Raw genomic sequence first — 23,153 nt, 5'->3', positions numbered from 1 at the left:
ACACAGGAGAAGAATGAGATGATAGGAGCAGATTTTGAATATATTAAAAAATTACTTAATGCTGGTTTGATTTTTTCTCCATGCTTAGACCTTGGTGCCGGCGGTGGCGGTGAAGGAAATAATTGTAAAAGTTTACTCCAAGATGCGGGATTAAAATACATTGGAACTGATATGTATCCAGGAGAAGGAGTTGATATTGTTGCTAATTTTGAAGATTCAGAAATTGAAATTAATAAAGCATTTGTAAATAAATTTTCTTCTATTTTAGTTCTTAACGTTCTAGAGCATACTTTTGATCCAATCAGAGTATTAGATAACGTATTTTCTATTCTGGAACCCAACGGAACTTGTGTTATCATCACTCCAACAGTATGGCCAATTCATGATTATCCAATTGATTGTTGGCGAATTAATCCTACTTTCTATGAAGAGTATTGTAAGCGTCGTTCTGTTTATTTGTTGGAAGAATATTTTGAATATGTAGGATTTTATAATGTTAAAACTAATTTGAACAGAATTGATCATACATACGTATTGCCAAAACCAGAAAAAAATAAATTTGGATTGATGTACTCTAAGACTATTCACAAGCTTTTTAATACCTATGGAAGGTCGATGTCATGTGCTTCACACATTGCAGTGGGTGCTATTATTAAAAACAGTATCAAATAGATTAATTAAAAATTAGCTCGACTTTATTCAAATCAAAGAACGTAACCCTTGTATTTGATAAAAGTTATAGCCCAGAGAGCAAAACTTTTTCTATTGTCATTAGTTCTAGTGGTATCGACAAATTAAAAGGTACTGATAAATCAGATTGTAAGTTAGGCATCGCTCCTTTGGTAATCCTTTAGCAAATGGATAAAGTCGAGTTTAGAGAATATTTCAAATATCGTTAATCATACTAAAGTTACCCTCAAATCTATTACCAAATACTATAAGTAGGTGGGCGTTAAAAAATACAACTAGATTAAGAAATATAAATTAATTAAAAGCTTATATTGAAAGCCTTTCTGGTGCTTTACATAAGTTTACGTAGTTGGGTTTAATTGCGCCCACCTACTTATCTCTTAAGATGTTACATTTATTAAATCTAAAAACAATACAGTATGTTGATGTTTTCTTATCAGTAATCCGTCAAATTAACCCCATCAAGGTCTTTATGTATGAATGTAGAAAGACGTGCTTTAAATGGCATTGTTGTTAATATTTTCTCATTTGCTTTCAATTTGGGTCAGACTGTTTTAATTGTCCCAATTCTCATTAAGTTTTGGGGTGTCGAGAGTTATGGATTATGGCTAACGATATCTGCATTTATGAGTTTATTGCAAACTATTGATAATGGTCATCAAAACTATGTTGGTAACGAGTTAACTAAATTTTACATAACTGGAGCTGGCACAGAAAAATTAAAACAGACATTAGCCTCTAGTATTTGGATGGCGGGAATATTAGGCTGTTTGCAATTAATAATATTAATTGGAATCATAGCTTTTGGATTTATAGAAAAAATTTTGGGAAGTAACTCAGTAATAACAGAAAATCAAGAAATTGGAGTTGCACTTATTGTTTTAGTAGTTACATGGATATTAACTGGTTCTGTTGGGGGTATTCTATCTCGTCTTTATTTACCACTTGGAATGTATGTTAGGTTTACCACCTGGGCAATAATTGCACAGTTTTTTAAAGTAACTAGTATTTTATTGACTGCTATATTAGGAGGAAAACTACTGGTAGCTTCTATAGTTAGCAGTTTGGTTTCCCTAATTATATACATATTTTTCTTTAGAGAAGTATATCAAATCTTTCATAACCTTTATCCCTTTTGGACTAATGGTAGTTGGAAAATAGCATTTACTAATGTTTGTAAATCCTTTTTTCTTACAGGTGTAGGATTTTTATCGCAATTACAAAATAATGGGTTAACTTTATTTGTGTCTGGCATAGTTGGAGCAGCATTTATTCCTGCACTTAGCACTATGCGAACTCTTACTAATACTTTTTTAGCGGGAACTGCAATTGTTACAATGTCATTAATACCTGAGATGACACGCTATCATACTCAGGGTGAACATAAGAAGTTAGTAGATATGATTTCTACGGCTTGGTGGTCAGGGGGTTTATTAATTAATCTTGGCTTAGTGATTACACTACCATGTATCGAGCCAATATATTTGCATTGGACAAGAGGTCAAATCAGCTTTAATTGGGTACTTTACCTAATATTAGCTTGGTCAATTTCGCTAAAAAACTTTGGTAATCCTCAAAGCATTTATCTAATGGGGATTAATCATATAAAAGCACAAACAACAATTGCGGTTGTGCAAACGACAATTATTTTAGGCATAACTAGCCTTTTTTTGGCTAAATATGGCTTGGTTGCTGTAGGGATAGCAATAGTCTGTAGTGAAATCATTGGTTCAGGGATAATGGCAACAATTTACACCATCCTAGAACTGAGGAGTCTAGGTGGAAACTTACTCTTTACTAGAATTGTTTTAGCTTTTTTTGCTGTTGTGATAGTGGGGTTGACTTATATATCTGTAGGACTATATTGGTTGAGTCCGTTAATTGCATCAATAGTTGGAGGAATAATTTTGATAGGACTATATTTATGGCAATGGCAATATTTATCTATAGATGTGCGTTATAGACTAATTAAACTATTTTATAAATTTACATCTTTAAGCTATAAGCATCGGACTTGAGTCTTGCTAGGTATACTGGGAACCAAAGTTTTCTCCAGCAACCTTTCAGTCAGCTTGGGTTTTCAAAAATCAAATGAATTCCTATAGTCAAGATTAACATCAAGTCTAAATTACAAGTTGACGAATTCTAGTTTATTATCCAACTAAATGGATATGGGATTATAAGTTACAGAATTAATACATTTACGAAAATGAATAAACTTTCTTATTTAGACACAACATTAGTATTTTTTTTACTAATATTTTCAGTTATTCCAGGTTTTTTTGGCCTTTTTGAATTGTCTTTGGGAATTTCTGCTGCTATTCCTTTAATTCTGATGATGCGTTTGTCAGTATTAGATGGAAGTTTGGAAACTCGGATGCTATCAATAAGCTATTCAATCAGTCAATTTATTTGTTGGGTCATTGGGTTCTTAGGTTGCATATATTTTCTATCTCCAAAAGGCTTCAATATTGGGACTCATACTGTAGTTACAATGGTTTTGATTAACTTAGTAATGTGGGGAAGTTTATTAGGTACTTTAATTGCTGAACCTTTTAAAAAATTCCAATCTAAAAGCTTAAATTATAATGAAAAGATTACAAATGAATTAACCTCTAAAGGATTTCAAATAACTGGTGCTATTTTTGCATTTTTTCTGGTTGTCAATTATTTCAGTGGTGGTTTTTTCTCTAGGCAACAGATCGGAAACACAGTAGAGCCTGGAACCGTATTATACTTTTTAAGTGCTTTTAGTACATTACAGTACTTATTCTTTCTATTCTTAGGATTTCGCTTAAATCGGCCACTTCTGAATAAATCAAATATTGTTAATCTAATAATTGTACTTTTCTCTATGCTGATAGCTAGTCTAACTGGTGGACGTGGCATGAGTATTCGTATGCTTATTTATACCATTTTAGGAAGCTTTTATTCAAAGCTTAAGTCTAAAGATATCAAAAAATTTATTGTAATTTCAATCCCATTTGTTTTGTTTTTTACTATTATAATTGGCAATGTTAGAGGAAACTTAGATTTTAGTGAATCTATAAATCTAGTTACTCGTATAACACTTATAGGTAAAGCTGCCACTGGAAATTTAGAAGCAACAGGATCTGATTATGATGACCCTCTTTATAGTACTTTTACGAGAATCGCAGAGCCTACAGGACAAATAGTAATCGATCATGTTGCTGAGACTGGATCTTATATTGGGTTACGCAACTTTGAACGTATTGCAACAGCATTTATGCCTAAAATTCTAGGCGACAAAGAGCCTATGGATGATGGAGGGGAAAGATTAAGAGATGAATATGGTGTATATATTACTCAATTTACTAACGCACCTATAACTTCTATGGCTGATGCTTTTGAGAGGGGAGGTTATGGAGCAGTTTTTATATTTTCACTAATTATGTCTTTCTACTTAACAAAACTGAGTGGATATATTGGTAGGTTAAAAAAACAATTACTAAGAATAACTTTAAGGATATCTTTTGCTTACACTTGCTCCGTACTTTATGCTCCAAGTATTCTTGGATGCATTAGCGTTGTAACTTACAATTTTCTTAAAGATGGTTTGTTGATATGGGCTTTGATATTTGTGCTAGAAGCAACAACAAAAAAAATTAAAAATTTACAGTAAAAAACCTAGCAAGGAATTCTAGAAAAGTAAGTCAAACACTTTTGATAAAGACTCTAATTAGGAATTTATATCATTTGTTTAAAAAAATGAGAATATTTTTTCTGTTAACAGATGCCTTTGGAGGACGAGGGGGTATCTCACAGTACAACCGAGACTTTATTAACTGTCTCTGTAGTGCCAAGAATTGTGATGGAGTGGTTGCTATTCCAAGACGTGTTGTCGATCGCATTGAAACTTTGCCACAGAAACTTACATATATTACCTCAGGAATAAAAGGTAAGTTGGCTTACATTCATGCCATTTTTCATACCATCAGAGCCAACCCCAAATTCGATTTAATTGTCTGTGGTCATCTTTATATGCTGCCGCTTGCTTGGCTAGTTAAACTGTGGACAAAAGCGCCTATTCTTCTAGAAATCTATGGCATCGAAGCCTGGAAGCCTCATAAAAACCTTGTTAACTACTGTCTTCCAGCAGTAGATTGTATTGTCTCTATCAGCCAAGTTACATTTGATCGCTTTCAATCCTGGGCAAATATACCCAAAGTGCAACAATTTTTACTGCCAAATGCGATCGCTCTCGACCAGTATGGCCATGATCAGAAAAATTCTGAACTTATTTCCCGATATGGACTGAAGGACAAGATAGTTCTGATGACATTGGGACGCTTGGACTCTTATGAACGATATAAGGGGTTTGATGAAGTAATCGAGTTGCTGCCTAAATTGAGCGAAAGAATTCCTAATTTATCCTACTTAATAGTGGGGGAAGGATCTGATAGAGAGAGATTAGAAGAGAAAGTGCGATCGCTTAATCTTCAGGCAAAAGTGATTTTCACAGGATTTATTTCTGAAGCCAAAAAAGCCGACCACTATCGGCTAGCAGATGTTTATGTGATGCCGAGTAAGGGAGAAGGATTTGGCTTTGTTTTTTTAGAAGCAATGGCTTGCGGTATTCCCGTAGTTGCGAGTAAAGTTGATGGCAGTCGTGAGGCAGTACGAAATGGTTTACTAGGCATTCTTGTTAATCCTGATGATCCAGAAGAAATAAAGGCGGGAATTCTAGAGGCGTTGAAGCGTCCCAAAGGAGTAATACCGCAGGGATTAGAATATTTTTCCTATGAAAATTTTGAGCAGAGGTGTCACCAGATTTGTAACCAAATATTCCAAGTATCTATATAGCGGGTAAAAAATTTTCTCGATTGCAATTCAAGAATCACTTGACAACTCTGCTCAAAATCACAGTTATATTGCTCAATCTACCAATCAAATCCTTAAATACATGTGCGGTATATACAGTTACATAGGCAGAGAAGACTTTAATTCATCAAATGTATTAGCTGCTCTGCATCATCGAGGCCCTAATTCCCAAGGTACATGGCAAAGAAATGTAGGAGCAAACCACATTCACCTACTGCATACTCGTCTGGCAATTCTTGACCTTAGTCCTGCTGGGCATCAACCTATGGTAGATGTAAAAACGGGTAATGTGATTATTTTTAACGGGGAAATTTATAACTTCTTGGAACTACGCCAAGAATTGAAAGCACAGGGTGTAGAGTTTACCTCTCATAGTGATACAGAAGTTTTGTTATTAGGTTATCGTGTCTGGGGTGAGCAAATAGTAGAACGCCTAGACGGTATGTTTGCTTTTTTATTGTTTGACTCTATTCAACAACGTCTTTTAGTAGCACGGGATCATGTTGGAATGAAACCACTCTACTATGCTCAAACTCGCGGTGGAGGCATTGCTTTAGCATCGGAAGTACGGGCATTAATTACGTCTGGATTAGTAGCAACAGACTGGGACGAACAGAGTATCTACGAGTATTTAATATATGGCAGCTTCCAAGAGCCACGGACTATCCGACAAGCGATTAAAGCTTTTCCCCCTGCTCATTATGCTTATATTGATTTGCGGACTGACTTAGCCACTATATCTACCCCTATTCGTTATTGGAATTTAGCCCAACACGTATGCAATCACATAGGGGAACCGACATCTCACATAAGTCATACCGAAGTTTTGTTACATACTCTTAAAGAGCAACTCATTGCTGATGTTCCTGTGGGTTTATTTTTGTCAGCCGGGATAGACAGTACAGTGCTTGCTAGTATGCTAGCTCCAGTTATGCAAGATCATCTCTCTACTTTTACCTTCGATTTACAAGACTCTACTAGAGACGAGAGTAATTTGGCAGCTATGACTGCACAAAAACTCCAGCTAAAACATCATGTAGCTTATCTATCTCATAAAACGCTAAGTACTTGGTTAGTTGATAGCTTTACAGCAATGGATCAACCATCATCAGATGGTACAAATACTTATCTTATTTCTAGAGCTTCATTACAACATGGTATAACCGTTGTTCTTAGTGGTTGTGGTGCAGATGAGTTACATGGTGGCTATCCTCATTTTGTTTCTATAGCAAAGTTATATCAACTAGGAAAGTGTTTGGGTGATATGAAGTCTCTACTTCTGCCTTGGATAGAAAATATCAAAGGCTGGCGTAAGAATTCTATTTATCAAGAAAGATTAAATCTTTTATTCCAGCAAATAAATTCACCTTCCAGAATGTTAAGAGAAACGCGGCGTTTCTTTACCCCTAAGCAAATATCTGAGTTTTGGACTGTAGCACCATATTTTTACAATTCAGTGGCAAATTGGGATGATGAAACAGACAACAAACTTAATCTTGACGTGGAGACTTTAATTTCTCTTGGTGAAATTAAAGGCTACCTGAGAAATACCTTACTAAGAGATAGCGACTGGGCCACAATGGCGAATCAGCAAGAACTACGCGTACCCTATTTAGGTAGGCGCTATATGGAAAAAGTAATGCAAATTCCTTGGAGTGAGAAACGAACAACTAAAAAACAGAAAAAGCCCCTTTTATCTGATCAGATTCCGCCAACCTTAGAGCACGCTCTGAAACGTCAGAAAACAGGCTTCGATTTAGATTATGCAATGTATTTAAGCGGGCCTCTACGAGACTGTTTACACGCAGCTTTTACTCACCTTAATCAAGCTCACGGCTTTCAGCTAAATGCTGACCGAGTAGAACATGATTTAAAAATTGGCGACCCGACAAAACAAGTTCGTCGTTACTGGGCGCTGACGAGCCTTGGGTTTTATCTGCAAAAGCATAGCTAGGTAATAATGCAAAAGCAACTCAAGATTCTGCACTACATCCCCGTTTACGCCCCTGCTTGGCAGTTCGGTGGCCCCGTACTTAGTGTTAGCCAACTTTGTGAAGAATTAGCTGCCCTTGGTCATCAAGTAGAAGTGTTTACTTCTAATGCTGGGTTAAATAATCAACCAGAATTGCCCCTCAACCAGCCAGTGATGCGTAATGGAGTCAAAGTCACATATTTTCAACAAGAACCAGGAATTGGTATTCATTGCCCAGGTATGGAGCAAGCAGTAACAGCAAGAGCCAAGGAATTTGACATTATCCATGTCACAGGTGTTTGGCAGCGTACCAGTGGAGCGGCTTGCAAAGCAGCCAAAAATCAAGGTGTTCCCTATATTGTTTCCCTTAGAGGCGCACTTGGACCTTACTCCTGGCAGCAGAAAACAGCTAAAAAAATACTATATTACTTATGGCAAGAACGCTTCAATGTGACAAATGCAGATGGTATCCACTACACTAGCAAGCAAGAATTACAAGAGTGTCGTTGGCTAAAACTACCAGGAAAATCTTTTATCGTTCCCAATGGCTTAAACACTGAATTTTGGCAACCTGCTTTAGAAGCAGCAAAAGCATGGCGTAAATCTCAAAACTTTAGTGAAGATGACTTCATCCTTTTGAATGTAGGCCGTCTCCACCACAAAAAAGGGTTAGATTTATTACCTCAGGCTTTAGCAGCGTTGCGACATCTTAACTGGCGGATGGTTTTTGTAGGTGGCGATGATGATGGTACTAAAGCAAAACTACAGCAGCATTTTCAATCTGCAAACTTATCAGATAGAGTTATCTTTCTAGAAAGATGCGAACCTAAGAAACTGCCAGTAATATACTCTGCTGCTAATTTGTTTGTCTTGCCCAGCCGTCATGAAAATTTTGGTAATGTCGTTGTCGAGTCTCTAGCCTGTGGATGTCCTGTTTTAATTTCCGACAAAGTTGGGCTACATGATGAGGTAGCCGAAGGTGGCGTGGGGTGGGTGCGTTCTAGAGTTGCATCAGAGTGGACTGAAGCTATTGGGGAATTGATTCAATTTCCTAGCAAAATGCAAACCCTAAAATTTAAATCCAGAGCATGGATAGAAAATATTTTCTCCATTGAGAAAACTTCTCTACAGACAACAAATTATTATATTTGCATCAGAGATAACCATTGTGCTTAATAATTTATATCGTTTCTATAATGAGCTACTATTAGTTAAAAAACTTCTCCCTTTACCTTTATATATTCGTTGGATATCAGGAATAAAAAAATATTTTAATGTTTTAATAAAAACAAAAAGTTTAGGAGTATTAGATAAAAGTTTAAATGAATCATTTAGTATAACGTTTAATGATAAAAAACTTTATTTCACAAATATTGATTTTGGAGTTATACGTGAAATATATGGTCACTTATGTTACACTAAACCACGTAAATTGAAAGATGCAAAACACATACTAGATTTAGGAGCAAATGGTGGAGCATTTACAATATTTGCACTTGCCGAAGCGCCTCAAGCACAAGTTTATGCTGTAGAAGCACAATCAGAATTTCTCAATACCATTAAACATAATGTTAAACAAAATTTATATGAAAATCGTCTGGTAGTTAAATGTGCCGTAGTTGGTGGATTTTATGATGATTGGACACAATCCTTATTTAAATCCAATCCTAAAATACAAGAATTTAATATTTATGAATATATAGAAACTGTAGGAACTTGTGACTTTTTGAAATGTGACGTTGAAGGTGGTGAATTCTATTTATTCCAAGGAGATTTATCTTGGACTCAAGCTGTTAAAAGTATGGCATTAGAATATCATCCAGATAAAGGTGATCCAGATGAACTAGAGAAGATTTTACAATCACAGGGCTTTATAGTGAAGCGAGCAGATCATAAACATCTTGGCTACTTTTATTGTACAAGAGAATAACTACCTATGAATTCAGATATTAGTGCAGCTATTCTTACTAAAAATGAAGTTTGCAATCTCAACCGATGTATAGACTCTTTACAGTGGTGTCAAGAAATTATTGTTGTAGACTCAGGCAGCACTGACGGAACAATACAGTTGGCAGAATCACTGGGAGCGAAAGTGTTTACCCATATTCCATCTTCACCGTTCAAAATTTCTGAGCAGCGCAACTGGGCTTTACAAAATTGTAATTTAAAAAGTGAATGGGTGCTATTTATAGATGCTGATGAGGTTATTCCATCCAATTTAGCAACAGAAATTCAGCGTGTATGTTCTGCCAGTAATCAACAATATAATGCTTATGAACTGCCCGCGCGTTATCTATTTTGGGGTAAATGGCTCAAGCTTACACAAGGATATCCTAATTGGCATTCCCGTTTACTCAAACTAGGAGAAGTCACTTTTACAGGTGGTGTTTGGGAACACTTGGCTTCCGGTGCTAAAGTTGGCAGAATTAATATTCCTTACGATCATTATGCTAATTCTAAAGGATTTGGAGATTGGTTAGAACGGCATGATCGTTATTCTTCTTGGGATGCTCAAAAAGTTGTGGAATTTTTGGAAACAGGCAAAGCATCTGCTCTAGGAACTGAACGCAAACTAAAACTTAGATTATTAGCAGCTAAACTTTGGTTTATACGCCCCATTATCAGATTTCTACAGATGTATTTTCTAAGATTAGGTTTTTTAGAAGGAATAACGGCTGTTATTTTCTGTCTCCTCTATGCCATGTATGAATTTATGATAGTAGTCAAAATCATAGAACTGAGACGTAAAAAATCTGGATTAGGTCTTTGATGATTCCACAATAAATACATGCAACAAATTACAATTATCACTCAATACTTTTACCCTAGCCACGCTGCTACCGCCCAACTAATGACCGATTTAGCCAAAGGACTTTCCCAAAAAGGCTATCAGATAAATATATTCACAGGGACTCAGGCAAAAGACACAACTCCTGAATTATCAAATCAAGCCATAATCAACCGTGCCTTCTCTCCTATTGCAGCCAGCAGTAGCATTTTAAGTAAAATTATTAGCTCAATATTTTTTCTTTTAGGTGCTTTCAAATATGTGATATTTTTACTACCTCGCACTACGCCACTTTTAATCGCTTCTAATCCACCATATGCTGGGATTTTAGGCACTATTTTTAAAATTGTTCGTGGGGGAAAATATCATTTTTTACTCCAAGATATCTTCCCAGAATCTGCTGTAATATCTGGCATTATTCAGCAAAATAGCTTTTCAGTTATTTTTTTTAAAAAATTAATTTATTTAACTTACAAATATGCTGACAATATTATTGTCCTCAGCACTTCCATGCAGTGTTTTTTGGAGAATAAATATCCGGAGTTAAAAGAAAAAATTAAAGTAATTGAGAATTGGGCAGTAGAAGATATTATTAGTTGTGATAAACAAGCAAATGATTTTGCTCAACAGTATAATCTTGACAAAGTTTTCACAGTTTTATACTCAGGTAATCTGGGTAGATTGCATGATATAGAAACTATTGCTGAAGCAGCCAATATACTTAAAAATGCTCCTATTCAGTTTGTCTTTATTGGTGATGGGGCTAAAACAAAAGTATTAAAGCAAGCAATTCAATCCAACAAACTAAAAAACATCTTCTTATTACCTTACCAGCCCAGAGAAATATTACACCTCTCTCTTACCGCTTGTGACCTTTCATTGGTCAGCCTAATACCGGGCGCAGAATCAATAGTAGCTCCTTCTAAACTCTACGGTATGTTAGCAGCAGCAAGAGGAATTATTGCTATCTCCTCAGCAAACTCATACATTGACCAATTATTAACAAATTCTGGTTGCGGTATTAATACCCCTCCTAATAACCCTCAACACCTTGCCAATTTAATCAATGAATTAGCTAGTGATAGTATAAAAGTTAAGTTGATGGGAGAGAAAGCACGTCAAGTATACGAAAGCAAATATACTTTCAAACGGGCGCTGGCTGAATACGAAAAGCTCCTATTTGGTATTTAATCAAACCTGTAACTTTGAGCTTACTAAGTAAGTGGGTGGGCAAAAGTAGATACACCACGGCGTAGGGGCGCACAGCTAACTGTGCGCCCCTACTTATTGCCGCACAATAAGCCAAATCGAATTAACCCACGCTGATAACCGCGACGCATTAATCCCAGTGATAATGCCCCTTGAATGGTAGCCCAACCAGCATTTAGTAAGCCCCAAAGCGCTTGGGGAGTGAATGCAGAATCAATCACCACATTCCAAAAGGGGGCGACAGCGGTTGACCAATCAGCAGTGCGGATATTATGTAATGGTAGTTGATGGGCGATCGCTTCGTACTCTGGCAAAGAAATCACATAAGGCAAACAATACACCCGATAAATATCCTGCAAGTGTTTTTGTTCATCCGCCGTTAGTGGGGACTCATCAGTTGGTCGATGACACCAAGTCACCATAATTAACTTGCCACCAGGCTTCAATACTCGGTAGCATTCCTGGAGAAACTTCTTTTTATCTGGCATATGTTCACCGCTTTCCAGCGACCAAACCAAGTCAAAAGAATCGTCAGCAAAGGGCATTGCTTGAGCATTTGCAACTTGGAACTGTGTTCTCAGACTCAAATTAACTGCCAAGGCGCGTTCTGTTGCTCTGGCGGCTTGCACAGGACTCAGTGTAATTCCTGTAGCCTTAGCATTAAACTTTTGTGCAAGGTATAAAGAACTGCCGCCAATGCCACAACCCACATCTAGGATATTTTCTGCTGCTTGTACCCCTGCCCAATTGAGCAGTTCTTCGATTAAATCAATTTGAGCCTGACGGCGGTCTTTTTTCTGGGTACCATCGACGCCGTAATAGCCGTGGTGCATGTGTTCGCCCCAAATCTGTTCCCACAGCCCGGAGGAAGCATCGTAAAATTCCTGGATTTGCTGGTAAAGTGTTGCACTCATGAAAAAAGCAGTGTTAAAACAAAGCCGAATTAAATAAAAACATACAGATAGGCTACCATGTGTGTTTTTAATTAAAATAGGGACTTTCGGTTTGCAGGGATAATAAACTCCAGTTTCTCTTACCTGGAAAAACCTACTAATTTTACCTTAATAAGCTGCCTTTGCTCTCACTTGCATACCGCATGTTTCCAGGATGCCTAGTACGCCACGGCGTAAATAGAGCAACCATTTAAAATCCCTAAAAAGCCCATTCAATAATACTTTTGACTTTTGACTTTTGACTTTTGACTTCCGCCTTGCGGTACTAGCATGGCTGTAAGGCTTGTCGATAAGTGGCGATCGCAGGCTCTATTTTACCTTGCTTTTCCAAGGCGATCGCTAAGTTAAAATAAGCATTGGCATTACTGCTATCTAAATTAATTGCTTTTTGGTATGTTGCGATCGCTTCTTCTAGCTGTCCTTGTTCATACAGCGCCAAACCTAAATTATACAACGCTGCTACGCTTGTGGGATTTATCACAAGGCTCTGGCGATAAGCCGTAATCGCTGCTTCTTTTTCTCCTTGTCGGTGCAACACTAACCCTAAGTTGTAATAAGCTTCACTAAAATTGGGATCAACTTTAATCGCCTCTGCATATTCTTGTAAAGCTGCATCCAAGCAATTTTGCTGCAAGAACATATTACCTAAATAGTTCCGTGCTGCCCCAAGGTTAGGATCTCGCTGCAATGCTTGGCGAAAGGCATATTCCGCACCCTGTAAGTCTTTGCGGTTGTAGCGCATGACTCCCTGTTGGAAAAAGCCAGCTGCTTCGAGATCCTGAGAAATTGCGGTTTCTGCCAGCAGCTTGCTGACTAGAAAATTAGTAATTGTCGGTGCAGCCAAGACTAAAAACGCAAAGGAAGCAAACAGAAGTCTGAACAAGGGCTTTTGCTGAACAGAGCTTGGGTGAAATGTCACCTTAAATAACCAATGTAACCACTGCTAAGGTCAAAACTTTTTATACATAGGTGGTATCGCCGTACTTGTGCTTATATCTTTATAAGTCAGAGTACTCACCACAACATGAAAAATTACAATTTAATCGTGAAATCACGCATAAAATTACTTGTCTTCGATATTGCAATTCTCTAAAAAAAGTAAGAGTTACTGAACAGCAGCAACTCTAAACTAACTCAAGTAGAATATACCGAAATAAGTAATTTCCTCATTTTCCTTATTTACCAAAGTTTATAGCTTTTCATAACAGTTCAAACCTCAGGAGCATTTCTAGAAAACCTACAAATAATCGCAGTAGATAGATTAAAACTTCAACGAACCGTATTGCCCTCACGCCTGACTTAGGACTCTCATGGCTGACGGCAAAATTAGCATGGCATCACCAAAGGAATAGAAACGATACCCTGAAGCGATCGCTTCGTTGTATATATTCAATAAGCGTTGTCTGCCAATTAGCGCACTTACTAACATCAGCAAACTGGAACGCGGTAGGTGAAAATTGGTAATCAGACCATCAACCACCCGCCATTGGTAGCCGGGATAAATAAACAAGTCTGTTTTACCACAAAATGGTTGTAAATTCCCAGATTGAGCCGCCCCTTCTAAAGCTCGTACTGCCGTTGTTCCCACAGCAATAATCCGACCGCCATCTGCTTTAGTAGCGCGGATTTGCTCTACTGTGGCAATGGGGACTTCAATCCATTCTTCATGCATGTGATGGGTAGTTACGTCCTCCACTTCCACAGGGCGAAATGTGCCTACACCAACGTGCAGCGTTACAAAAGCTTGATTGATTTTGCGATCGCGCAACTTTTGTAATAATTCTGGGGTAAAATGTAGTCCTGCTGTCGGAGATGCGATCGCTCCTGGCTGTTTGGCATAAACTGTCTGATACTGCTCATCAGCAGCTGAGGAGGTAGTGATGTACGGTGGTAGCGGTACTTCACCAAATACCTCTAACAGTTCCACCAAAGACTTTCCCTCTGGCACATCAAATTGCAACAAACGCCCGCCGGTTGCTGCATCTGTTTCTAGAACCGTAGCCGTGAGTTGGGAACTCTTTACTGGGTAGGAATCTTCCCAATCCCTAATCCCTAATCCCTGATCCCTAATGCCCAATTGCCTTGCTTCAAAAATAATCTTCGCTCCCTGTTTGAAGCTTTTTCCTGGCTTAACTAAAGCTAACCAACAGTTATAATGCCGTTCTTCCAACAGCAACACTTGGATTTTAGCACCAGTGGATTTATGTCCATAAAGCCGCGCTGGAATAACTTTTGTATTGTTCATAACCAACAAATCACCAGAGCGTAGCAGTGCAGGCAAATCATGGAAAATGTGGTGCAGGGGTGCTGTTTCGGTGGCTGTGGTGGGAGAATTAACCACCAGTAACCGTGAGCTATCTCTAGGAACTGCTGGGTTTTGGGCAATGAGTTCTGGAGCTAGTTTGTAGTCATAGCCAGCTACCGAGCAATCTAATTCCAAATCTTTTTCTTGTGGGCTAGAGGTGTCTTTCAAATTGGCTTCTACTAGTTTTTGGTTTATATTAGTATTTATACTCTCTTAAAAAAGCTGGTTTGAGCTTTCCCTTCTAAAGGAACTTTAAGGCATCTTCGCTCAATTTTCTCGCTAGGCTATAAGATTGATACTATTAAGTAACACGGAAAACTTAACATAAAAATTGGGTAAACCTCCCCATCTAAAAACGGGGGATTTTACCCTACCGGGAACAGGCACTGATTGACGAAGATAAATATGTAGGATTGGCTTTGATCCCAAGCACCAACAAACATGGAATACTTGTATTATCTGGCAAATGCCAGTCTAACCCTGAGGGTCGTTCAACACCTGCACGCTAGACCCCAGACACCAGTTTCTTTCGTCACCGTAATTCATCAAATTGATGGCTGGGTGGTTAGGATCAAACTCAGAGGTCAAGTCTCGCCTCAAGAAGATGGCGACTTTCGGGCTTTTCTAAATGAATTAGGAATTAGCTACGAACCGCCAATGAGGGTGCAAATGGCACTTTGGAGTTTGGAAGCAGGACAGTGCCCTGTGGACGTGATGCGTCGTTATCAGGTAGCGATCGTTTCTCATGGTAGTCCAGAGAGAGACGAAATCGAAGCCTTTCGGCAACAGTTTGTCCGTGGCTTGGGCTACTGTCCAGAAACTTTGGCGTGATCCGATCTTGGTTGTAACGCCGCTACAAAATTATTGGTAATCAAGATATTTTATCCATTACCAATTAACCATTATCAATTGAAGAGTCGAAAGCTGCCAGAATGTATTCTTGCAGCTTAAACTTATATCCGGCTACTGATGAAGTAGCTAGAGCTGACTGAGTTGCTGTAACCCCAGCCAAATTTTTTGATATCCTTTGACAGTAAACAATAGCAACATCAAATCGGCAAGAATAATCTGCCTTCTCAGGGCACTGGGCTAAGAATATTCCAGCTGTCCGCCAGATTTTTGCTTGCTTTTGTGGGGTGATTGCGTTTCTTCCCCCTGCATCCCAACTACCTGAACTGCGAGTTTTAACTTCAACAAATGCCAGCACCGAGTGCTGAGTCCTGAGTTCTCCTACTACTTTTCTGCTCTCCTGCTCCCCTGCTTCCCCTGCACTTCCATCATGTTGGGCAATAATATCGATTTCTCCCCAGCGGCTAGAAAAGCGGCGATGGAGAATTTCCCAACCTGTAGATTGCAACCATTGGGCTACTAGGTCTTCTCCTAAATGACCAATATCTGGATAATGAGATGGAGGAAGGTTAGCCATTGACTAAAAATATCATGAATTCTGTGAATTCTAGGTTAAGCGATCGCACAGCGGGTTCTATACTCGACTCATTCCGAACAAAGTTGGGATTGAAACGTAAAACAGACTATCACATTTGGGCAATCATACTCAGCTTATTTCTATGGGGAATAGTTGCCATCACCGCAACGGTCAGTTTTGCTCCAACAGCTTTGGCACTCGAATATAATAAAGAAATTTTGGTCGAGGCTGATTTCTCAGGACGTGATTTAACAGATTCCAGCTTTACCAAAGCTAATCTCCGCCAGAGTAACTTCAGCCACGCTAATTTGCGCGGTGTCAGTTTCTTCGCAGCAAATTTGGAGTCTGCAAATTTGGAGGGATCTGATTTGAGAAATGCCACTTTAGACTCGGCTCGTTTAGTTAGAGCAAATTTGACAAATGCATTGTTGGAGGGTGCTTTTGCTGCTAACGCTAGATTTGATGGTGCAATCATTGACGGAGCAGATTTTACCGATGCGCTACTGCGTTCCGATGAGCAAAAAAAATTGTGCAAACTTGCCAAAGGAAGTAATCCCATTACAGGACGAGATACGCGTGACACGTTGTTTTGTCCTTAGTAAGTAGAAGGCAGGAGGCAGGGAAGTCGCCCACGAGGAGCGGGGTTTCAACCTTCACTGATGAAAATTTACTGTAAGGGACTTCCAAAGAATAAATCACTCAAAAAAAATTAATAACCCAAACCTAAACAGTAATGATAGTCCGGATTTATCACAATTGATAAATCCGGACTATCATTAATATTTTTTTGACTTGAGATAATTATCAATATCTTCAGTCAATAAAGTAACCCAAATCACGATGAAGCCTGGTCATTTGTAGGTAGCAAAAGTAATAAGCAGTGGATTTGATTAGCTTTAGATAAAAGAACGAAAGAAATAGTTGAAGCTTACATTGGCGATGCCTACTGTGGTCACTGAGCCTGTCGTTCGCGCAGCGTCTCGTAGAGAAGTACGGCAAGCTACGCAGTGAAGAAGGTGCTTTGTAATTGGGTGAAAACGAGAATAAGAAGCTAAGTATGTAGCATCTTAAACCCTTATCAGCTATAAAAAATTGCTTTTGGCAAGCCCAAAGGAGAATGAGAATATAAAATTTTGGCACATAGCTAGACTGCGTAGAAAAACGCATTCATGTTTAGAAGCCCTAGACCGCCAATTGTGAGATCTGACGAATATTTACAAGTATTTTAACCACTTGTTAGGATACTTTGTCTTGTAATTCCTAAACCAACTACAGAGGGGATAAAGCAGAATTATCATGATTATCCAAATATTGTAAATTATTGGTAAATCATATCCATAATCGGCTGGCATTAGACGGGAGACTATAAAGGGCATAATAATTGCTTTTAACCCATATTTAGGTAAAGCCAGCAAGATAGCAGTTAAATGGATGAGCCAAAGGTGAATTATATAAAAAAATAAAGGAACCTGATCGAATACCACTAGAGGTTTAAAAATCCTCCATTTCTGCTTTTCAAACAGGTAAAGCAAGAGCATTGCCAGACCTAGTGTAATTAACAAATAAAGTAATGAAGGTGGATATTTATTACAGTTAATAAACGATAGTATGGTACGGATAAAATTGGTTTGCACTGCCCAAGGATACGGGTCGCCATATATGTTCAAAGCGCGGAGAACTACGAAGCTAGCAATTAAACCCAGCCCCAACCGTCGTAACAATTGCAGCCGAGAAGCTTTTTCCAGCTTAAATACAGTTCCAAACGCATAACCTGTTGCCATCACCCCAATCCAAGGAATGAGGGGATAGCTAATAAAAAAATTTTTATGAGGAAAAGGTGTGAACATTTTTGGCTCATGAAGTACTGCCCACAACCAACCCCATCTTCCTAGTTGTTCAGCATGGATATTATCAAATAGATTGTGTCCACCTATGAGCAAAATTCCTAGTGCAGCTATTAGAGGAATTGGCATTCTAATTAATGCTGCTAAAACGACCATTGACCAACCAAGTGCCCATAATACCCCCGCTGCCAAAAAAGAGTAGGTTGGGTCAAATAGCCAGCCAAAATGTACTACTGTTAACTCTAGAAATACCAACCACAACCCACGAATTATCAGATAGCGCGAGAGTTCTTGCTTACTTTGTGGTCGTCTCCCAAAGTAAAGATAGACTGCAACCCCAGCCAGAAATATAAATGTGGGGGCGCACAAATGAGTTACCCAACGAGTGAGAAACAGAGGTACGTTTGTCTGGGTCAAGTCTGTAGGGCGGAAGCGAACATTAGTTAAAAAATCTCGCAGATGATCTAGCGCCATTAACACCATCACCAATCCACGCAACATATCTATTGATATGATTCGCTTAGTTCGTAACTGTTTAGTACTAAGAGTTTCATTACTTGAAAAACTCATATTTTATCTAGATTTCAAGTATTTAATTTTCATTTCCCTCATTTTTGCACTTTTATACCCCATCTTTCTCACTACCTGTGACTATATGTCTTTCGAGAATCGACCGCGAACTTTTAGCTGGCGGCGTGGGGGAAGGCGGACGCAATACATCAGTCGCGAAGTTTGCTCGGAACCTCATCGGCACAGCCCTACAATTACAATATCTGGGAATCCAGCACAGCGGTAGCCCCAGGCAATTATTTGAAACTTACGGCGATCGGTCAAAACTATTGCAAAAAATATGCTCTGACTCCTGCTGTATAGAACCCATTTGGGATCTATACACTTAAAAGCCAATGATAGCAAGAAAGCTAATTATTATACCATCAATTTTTAGGGGGTTGGCGTGATAGCAGGTGAGACGAATTTTGAAAGAATGTCTCAAATGGCAGTAGTTGAATCTACCGAACACTCATAAACCATTCTGTAATCCCTTGAGCGATCGCATTTGCTATCTTTTTCTGTTCCTCTGGGTTCACCACCTGCTCAAATTCATTGGGATTGCTCATAAAACCCAATTCCAACAACACCGATGGTGCAGCTGTTGGACGTGTCAGCGCTAAGTTATCCCAAAATACACCATAGGAAGGTCTGCCGAGTTTTTTGACTACATAGTTCTGTAAAAACATTGCCAGGTTGTGGGCTTGGGGTTGATACCAAAAGGCGGCGAATCCCTTGGTTTTTTCGGCATCGCCATCATCGGGTAAGGAGTTGTGGTGTATGGAAATAGCGATGCATGGTTCTTCTTGAGTGATAATTGCTTGACGTTCTGCTAGGGAAACCTCCTTATCATCCTCCCGCGTCATTACCACCGTTGCTCCTTCCTTCACCAACTCGTCGCGCAGCAACTTAGATACCACCAAATTGACATCTTTTTCTAAATATCCAGTTGGGCCACTGGCACCCGATTCTTTACCGCCATGCCCAGGATCGAGTACAATCTTGAAATTAGCTAAAGGCTTTCGTCTTGTGTTCCCGATTTTAGGCGGATGACGCAAAGCCAAAACCAGGGTTGTACCGTCGTATCTTAGCTTATATCCCCACTGTTGAGCTTTTTTGAGGTTGAAGGTGTATTTTACTTGTTCTGGAGCTACCTGTTGCCAGTCTAGGCGAGAAATTAGGGGGTCATCATCCAGGCGAATTATGTCCGTTTGGGCAGTAGTATTGTAGAGAGTGAGAGCGAGAGCTTGCTCACTTTGTTGTACGCTCACAGGTACGGCGACTTGCAAGGGGAAAACTATCTCTGTCGCACCAGGGAGTTGACGGTATCCGACACTGCGAATTATTGTCTGTGGCGGAATGGCACCAGGTAGAATGCGGGTTTCCTGACTATTAATCCAAGCGCCGTAGTCTAGGCGCAACCATTCACCTTCCCTACCTGTTACTGTTGCGCGTGTGCCTTTGGGCAGTGGTGTAAGTCGAGAATAATCGGTACTTGGGCCAGTCCGAGCAACGCCTGCGTCTGCCGTTACCTCAGAAACTGGCAACTGTGCTCTTGAGAGGATTTGAATTTTACCAGATCCTGGTTGAGTTATCGTCTTGCCATTGAGCGTCAGTTGAAACTGAGGTTGTCCCAGATCGGCGGCTGTTGCCACTGTGGTGCAACCTTTATAATTGCCTACGCTAGACTGGGCATGAGGCTGATTTTGCCCTGTCAGAGCTGCCAAATTACTTGGTAGTTGTGCCTGTTGAGGTTGGGGTGAAAGGGCAATAGTTTGATTAGCCAGGTTGACAGATACACTGGCATTGGGGGGTGCGATCGCGCTAAAACAAATTAGTTCTCCTGGTAATCTGGCAATGTCAGATGCAGGAGTCAGGGAATCTTTAGCAAAGGCTAACCCCTGTGGTAACTCAGGTACAGTGGTAAGCCTTGTCACTTTAATCTGGAGTTCTTGATTGTCGTGACGCACAGTAAAAAGATTCTCCCCCAACTGCAAGGGAAAACTAGGGGAAAAATGACCAGCCTTGCTGCGGGTAATTGGCTTACTATTGATCAAAACCTGACCATCTGGTGGTGCAGTGCCCAGAAAAAAGATTTTTTGGGCACTTGTCTGGTAGTTTGTTTGGGGAAAAATGACTATAAGAGATGACTCGGTCAACGCTACGGAGGATGTGAGAATACAGCCTAATATTACTAATCCTAAGAGGTTTTTCACGACAAAATCACAGAAGATTACACCACAACAACTGTGGCACAATGACGGGATGTATTTTTAGAAGTTGTTAGAAATTCAAACTACTATGACTAAGTTTATCTTTGTAACTGGAGGCGTAGTCTCCAGTATTGGTAAAGGCATTGTAGCAGCAAGTCTAGGGCGTTTGCTCAAGTCGCGCGAATATTCCGTGTCGATTCTCAAACTCGACCCTTATATCAATATCGATCCTGGCACGATGAGTCCCTTTCAGCATGGGGAAGTATTCGTTACCCAGGATGGTGCGGAGACAGATTTGGACTTGGGGCATTACGAACGCTTCACCGATACCTCAATGTCACGATTGAATTGTGTTACTACTGGCTCGATTTACCAGGCAGTAATCAATAAAGAGCGGCGCGGAGACTACAATGGCGGTACTGTACAGGTGATTCCCCATATTACCAATGAAATAAAAGATCGGATTCTGCGAGTTGCTAAAAGTACAAATCCCTCTGTAGTGATTACAGAAATCGGCGGTACGGTAGGAGACATTGAATCACTGCCGTTTTTGGAAGCAATTCGCCAGTTCCGCAAAGAGGTGGGACGGCAGAATGTACTGTATATGCACGTAACGCTGGTGCCGTGGATTGCCTCTGCGGGTGAGATGAAAACTAAGCCAACACAGCATTCAGTTAAAGAACTGAGATCCATTGGCATTCAACCAGATATTTTAGTTTGTCGGAGCGATCGCCCCTTACCCAAGGGATTAAAGCAGAAATTGTCTGGATCTTGCGATGTGCCCGAAGAATGCGTCATCACTTCCCAAGATGCCAAAAGTATCTATGAAGTACCGCTAAATCTGGAATGGGAAGGAATGGCAGAACAAGTGCTGAACTTGCTGCAAATGGAACAACGTAAACCAGATTTGACGCAGTGGCAAACCCTGGTAAAACGGTTACATAGTCCCAAGCACGAGGTGGAAATTGCCATCGTTGGTAAATATGTGCAGTTAAGTGATGCCTACCTATCTGTAGTCGAAGCACTGAACCATGCTGCAATTTCCACCTATGGCGAACTGCGCCTACGTTGGGTGAACTCAGAAGATTTGGAAACTGAACCAGCCGAAAATTATCTTCAGGGTGTCGATGGCATAGTTGTGCCAGGAGGTTTCGGTGTTCGGGGAGTGGATGGCAAAATTGCCGCCATTAAATATGCCCGCGATCACCAAATTCCCTTTTTGGGTTTATGCCTGGGAATGCAATGTTCTGTAATTGAATGGGCCAGGCACGTAGGGGGATTAACAGATGCCAACAGTGCCGAATTTGACGCCTATACAATTGATCCAGTAATTAATTTATTGCCAGAACAGCACGAAGTAGTGGATTTAGGGGGTACAATGCGCTTAGGACTATATCCTTGTCGTGTTCTTCCTGATACTCTGGCTTTTAAGCTTTATCAAGAAGATGTAATTTATGAACGACATCGACATCGATATGAGTTCAACAATGCTTACCGCGATCTGTTATTAAAGTCTGGCTATGTGATCAGTGGTACTTCTCCCGATGGACGCTTAGTTGAAATTATAGAATTACCCAAGCACCCATTCTTTCTTGCTTGCCAATTTCATCCAGAATTTCAATCGCGCCCCAGTACCCCTCATCCCTTATTTAAAGGGTTTATTCAAGCAGCGATCGCTCTTTCTCTCTCGACATCTGGTAAACCAACACCATTAGAGGTGTCATAACAATTCATAATTCATAATTATTTTTTTTAATTTTGAATTCGTGCATAGCAAGATTAATTTAAGGCTTCAGTAGATTTGGACAAACAGGGTGCATCATTCGTAAATTTCGGACTTGAGGAGATGTTGTGGCGTACTGGATGAGAATCCTTTACGAGAGGAAAGAATATGTAGTGAATTTTGAGCGTGTCCATGCTTTTTGTTATGAACTGAATGGCAGGGTTACTTTTTGGTTACCCGATAGTGCAATTCCAGTAATAATTAACCCACAAAGTAACTTGGAAGATTATCAAAAGATTCTTGATTATTTACAATGTGTGACGGCGTTGGAATTAGATCATGCCCACTGGGTAAAAATTCTTTACGAAAAAAACGAATATGTAATTAATCTCAACTGCATCAGTTCCTTTTGTCATGAACCAAACGGCAGGATAACTTTTTGGTTGCCAGATGGTACTATCCCTATCATCATTAACCCTGTGAGTAATCCGGAATCTTATGAAAAAGTTGTGAAATACGTTAAGAAAGCAACAGGATATTCTTTGTCTTGAAATCCCTGTGTAGCAAAACAAGGTAACAATAAAGTTTAAAAATAGATTTACTGTCTTCCCAATTAAAAAAAAGAGTTTGTCGAGATTT

Annotated in this window: 19 protein-coding genes and 1 pseudogene; 14 read left to right on the top strand and 6 right to left on the bottom strand. The window is 39.4% G+C overall.

Annotated features, from left to right (window positions below; all coding sequences use genetic code 11):
• The first annotated feature begins 18 nt into the window (after positions 1–18).
• From V7K49_RS21085 to V7K49_RS21045, 9 genes are all read left to right on the top strand, one after another.
• Positions 19–672 carry a methyltransferase domain-containing protein gene (locus V7K49_RS21085; RefSeq protein WP_335207254.1) on the top strand — a complete coding sequence of 218 codons (654 nt, stop codon included), beginning with the start codon at positions 19–21 and terminating at the stop codon, positions 670–672.
• Between the two features lie 494 nt (positions 673–1,166).
• Complete coding sequence (locus tag V7K49_RS21080) at positions 1,167–2,708, top strand: lipopolysaccharide biosynthesis protein (RefSeq protein ID WP_335207253.1); 1,542 nt, start codon at positions 1,167–1,169, stop codon at positions 2,706–2,708.
• Positions 2,709–2,899: 191 nt separating this feature from the next.
• The gene (locus V7K49_RS21075; protein ID WP_335207252.1) at positions 2,900–4,333 is read left to right on the top strand and encodes a hypothetical protein; all 1,434 of its coding nucleotides are present in this window, start codon (positions 2,900–2,902) and stop codon (positions 4,331–4,333) included.
• Positions 4,334–4,419: 86 nt separating this feature from the next.
• Positions 4,420–5,514 (top strand): glycosyltransferase family 4 protein, encoded by a 1,095-nt coding sequence (locus V7K49_RS21070; protein ID WP_335207251.1) that lies wholly within the window; start codon positions 4,420–4,422, stop codon positions 5,512–5,514.
• Between the two features lie 100 nt (positions 5,515–5,614).
• Positions 5,615–7,486, top strand: coding sequence for an asparagine synthase (glutamine-hydrolyzing) (gene asnB / locus V7K49_RS21065; protein ID WP_334871919.1), 1,872 nt, complete (start codon positions 5,615–5,617; stop codon positions 7,484–7,486).
• 6 nt (positions 7,487–7,492) lie between these two features.
• Positions 7,493–8,680, top strand: coding sequence for a glycosyltransferase (locus V7K49_RS21060; RefSeq protein WP_335207250.1), 1,188 nt, complete (start codon positions 7,493–7,495; stop codon positions 8,678–8,680).
• Positions 8,673–9,434, top strand: a complete 762-nt coding sequence (locus tag V7K49_RS21055) for an FkbM family methyltransferase (protein ID WP_334871917.1) — start codon at positions 8,673–8,675, stop codon at positions 9,432–9,434. Before V7K49_RS21060 ends, V7K49_RS21055 begins: the two co-directional genes overlap by 8 nt.
• A 6-nt stretch (positions 9,435–9,440) precedes the next feature.
• Complete coding sequence (locus V7K49_RS21050) at positions 9,441–10,274, top strand: glycosyltransferase family 2 protein (protein WP_334871916.1); 834 nt, start codon at positions 9,441–9,443, stop codon at positions 10,272–10,274.
• 18 nt (positions 10,275–10,292) lie between these two features.
• Complete coding sequence (locus V7K49_RS21045) at positions 10,293–11,483, top strand: glycosyltransferase family 4 protein (RefSeq protein ID WP_335207249.1); 1,191 nt, start codon at positions 10,293–10,295, stop codon at positions 11,481–11,483.
• A gap of 89 nt (positions 11,484–11,572) precedes the next feature.
• Here the strand turns inward: V7K49_RS21045 and V7K49_RS21040 are convergent, their stop codons facing one another.
• From V7K49_RS21040 to queA, 3 genes and pseudogenes are all read right to left on the bottom strand, one after another.
• Positions 11,573–12,415 (bottom strand): methyltransferase domain-containing protein, encoded by an 843-nt coding sequence (locus V7K49_RS21040; protein WP_334871914.1) that lies wholly within the window; start codon positions 12,413–12,415, stop codon positions 11,573–11,575.
• A gap of 313 nt (positions 12,416–12,728) precedes the next feature.
• Positions 12,729–13,373, bottom strand: a pseudogene (locus V7K49_RS21035) (tetratricopeptide repeat protein); the annotation flags it as partial.
• A 369-nt stretch (positions 13,374–13,742) separates the two neighbouring features.
• On the bottom strand, positions 13,743–14,927 hold the full coding sequence (gene queA / locus V7K49_RS21030; RefSeq protein WP_442948683.1) for a tRNA preQ1(34) S-adenosylmethionine ribosyltransferase-isomerase QueA: 1,185 nt from the start codon (positions 14,925–14,927) through the stop codon (positions 13,743–13,745).
• 273 nt (positions 14,928–15,200) lie between these two features.
• On the opposite strand from queA, the gene V7K49_RS21025 reads away from it, so the two are divergent.
• Positions 15,201–15,590 carry a hypothetical protein gene (locus V7K49_RS21025; protein WP_069068139.1) on the top strand — a complete coding sequence of 130 codons (390 nt, stop codon included), beginning with the start codon at positions 15,201–15,203 and terminating at the stop codon, positions 15,588–15,590.
• 64 nt (positions 15,591–15,654) lie between these two features.
• On the opposite strand, the gene V7K49_RS21020 is transcribed toward V7K49_RS21025, so the two are convergent.
• The gene (locus tag V7K49_RS21020) at positions 15,655–16,185 is read right to left on the bottom strand and encodes a YraN family protein (RefSeq protein ID WP_335207248.1); all 531 of its coding nucleotides are present in this window, start codon (positions 16,183–16,185) and stop codon (positions 15,655–15,657) included.
• A 23-nt stretch (positions 16,186–16,208) separates the two neighbouring features.
• On the opposite strand from V7K49_RS21020, the gene V7K49_RS21015 reads away from it, so the two are divergent.
• Positions 16,209–16,784 (top strand): pentapeptide repeat-containing protein, encoded by a 576-nt coding sequence (locus tag V7K49_RS21015; RefSeq protein ID WP_335207311.1) that lies wholly within the window; start codon positions 16,209–16,211, stop codon positions 16,782–16,784.
• A 615-nt stretch (positions 16,785–17,399) separates the two neighbouring features.
• Here the strand turns inward: V7K49_RS21015 and V7K49_RS21010 are convergent.
• Positions 17,400–18,599, bottom strand: a complete 1,200-nt coding sequence (locus V7K49_RS21010) for a DUF1624 domain-containing protein (protein WP_335207247.1) — start codon at positions 18,597–18,599, stop codon at positions 17,400–17,402.
• A gap of 77 nt (positions 18,600–18,676) precedes the next feature.
• Here V7K49_RS21010 and V7K49_RS21005 point away from each other — a divergent pair, with 77 nt between their 5' ends.
• Positions 18,677–18,928, top strand: coding sequence for a hypothetical protein (locus V7K49_RS21005; protein WP_335207246.1), 252 nt, complete (start codon positions 18,677–18,679; stop codon positions 18,926–18,928).
• A 111-nt stretch (positions 18,929–19,039) separates the two neighbouring features.
• On the opposite strand, the gene V7K49_RS21000 is transcribed toward V7K49_RS21005, so the two are convergent.
• On the bottom strand, positions 19,040–20,794 hold the full coding sequence (locus V7K49_RS21000) for an N-acetylmuramoyl-L-alanine amidase (protein ID WP_334871911.1): 1,755 nt from the start codon (positions 20,792–20,794) through the stop codon (positions 19,040–19,042).
• A gap of 85 nt (positions 20,795–20,879) precedes the next feature.
• Between V7K49_RS21000 and V7K49_RS20995 the strand changes: the two genes are divergently transcribed.
• Entirely contained in the window at positions 20,880–22,517 is a 1,638-nt protein-coding gene (locus V7K49_RS20995) for a CTP synthase (RefSeq protein ID WP_335207245.1), read from the top strand.
• Between the two features lie 125 nt (positions 22,518–22,642).
• The gene (locus V7K49_RS20990; RefSeq protein WP_335207244.1) at positions 22,643–23,065 is read left to right on the top strand and encodes a hypothetical protein; all 423 of its coding nucleotides are present in this window, start codon (positions 22,643–22,645) and stop codon (positions 23,063–23,065) included.
• Positions 23,066–23,153: the final 88 nt, after the last annotated feature.

It is taken from the genome of Nostoc sp., assembly GCF_036919675.1.
Classification (GTDB): Bacteria; Cyanobacteriota; Cyanobacteriia; order Cyanobacteriales; family Nostocaceae; genus Nostoc.
The sequence above is the reverse complement of the archived record's forward strand: the minus strand, read 5'-3'. Positions and strand labels throughout refer to the sequence as shown.

Coding starts and splice junctions, on each gene's coding strand:
- V7K49_RS20995 (WP_335207245.1), top strand. CDS start 20,880: ATGACTAAGTTTATCTTTGTAACTGGAGGCGTAGTCTCCAGTATTGGT.
- asnB (WP_334871919.1), top strand. CDS start 5,615: ATGTGCGGTATATACAGTTACATAGGCAGAGAAGACTTTAATTCATCA.
- V7K49_RS21020 (WP_335207248.1), bottom strand. CDS start 16,185: ATGGCTAACCTTCCTCCATCTCATTATCCAGATATTGGTCATTTAGGA.
- V7K49_RS21075 (WP_335207252.1), top strand. CDS start 2,900: ATGAATAAACTTTCTTATTTAGACACAACATTAGTATTTTTTTTACTA.
- V7K49_RS21025 (WP_069068139.1), top strand. CDS start 15,201: ATGGAATACTTGTATTATCTGGCAAATGCCAGTCTAACCCTGAGGGTC.
- V7K49_RS21085 (WP_335207254.1), top strand. CDS start 19: ATGATAGGAGCAGATTTTGAATATATTAAAAAATTACTTAATGCTGGT.
- V7K49_RS21010 (WP_335207247.1), bottom strand. CDS start 18,599: ATGAGTTTTTCAAGTAATGAAACTCTTAGTACTAAACAGTTACGAACT.
- V7K49_RS21080 (WP_335207253.1), top strand. CDS start 1,167: ATGAATGTAGAAAGACGTGCTTTAAATGGCATTGTTGTTAATATTTTC.
- V7K49_RS21060 (WP_335207250.1), top strand. CDS start 7,493: ATGCAAAAGCAACTCAAGATTCTGCACTACATCCCCGTTTACGCCCCT.
- V7K49_RS21070 (WP_335207251.1), top strand. CDS start 4,420: ATGAGAATATTTTTTCTGTTAACAGATGCCTTTGGAGGACGAGGGGGT.
- V7K49_RS21040 (WP_334871914.1), bottom strand. CDS start 12,415: ATGAGTGCAACACTTTACCAGCAAATCCAGGAATTTTACGATGCTTCC.
- V7K49_RS21045 (WP_335207249.1), top strand. CDS start 10,293: ATGCAACAAATTACAATTATCACTCAATACTTTTACCCTAGCCACGCT.
- V7K49_RS21050 (WP_334871916.1), top strand. CDS start 9,441: ATGAATTCAGATATTAGTGCAGCTATTCTTACTAAAAATGAAGTTTGC.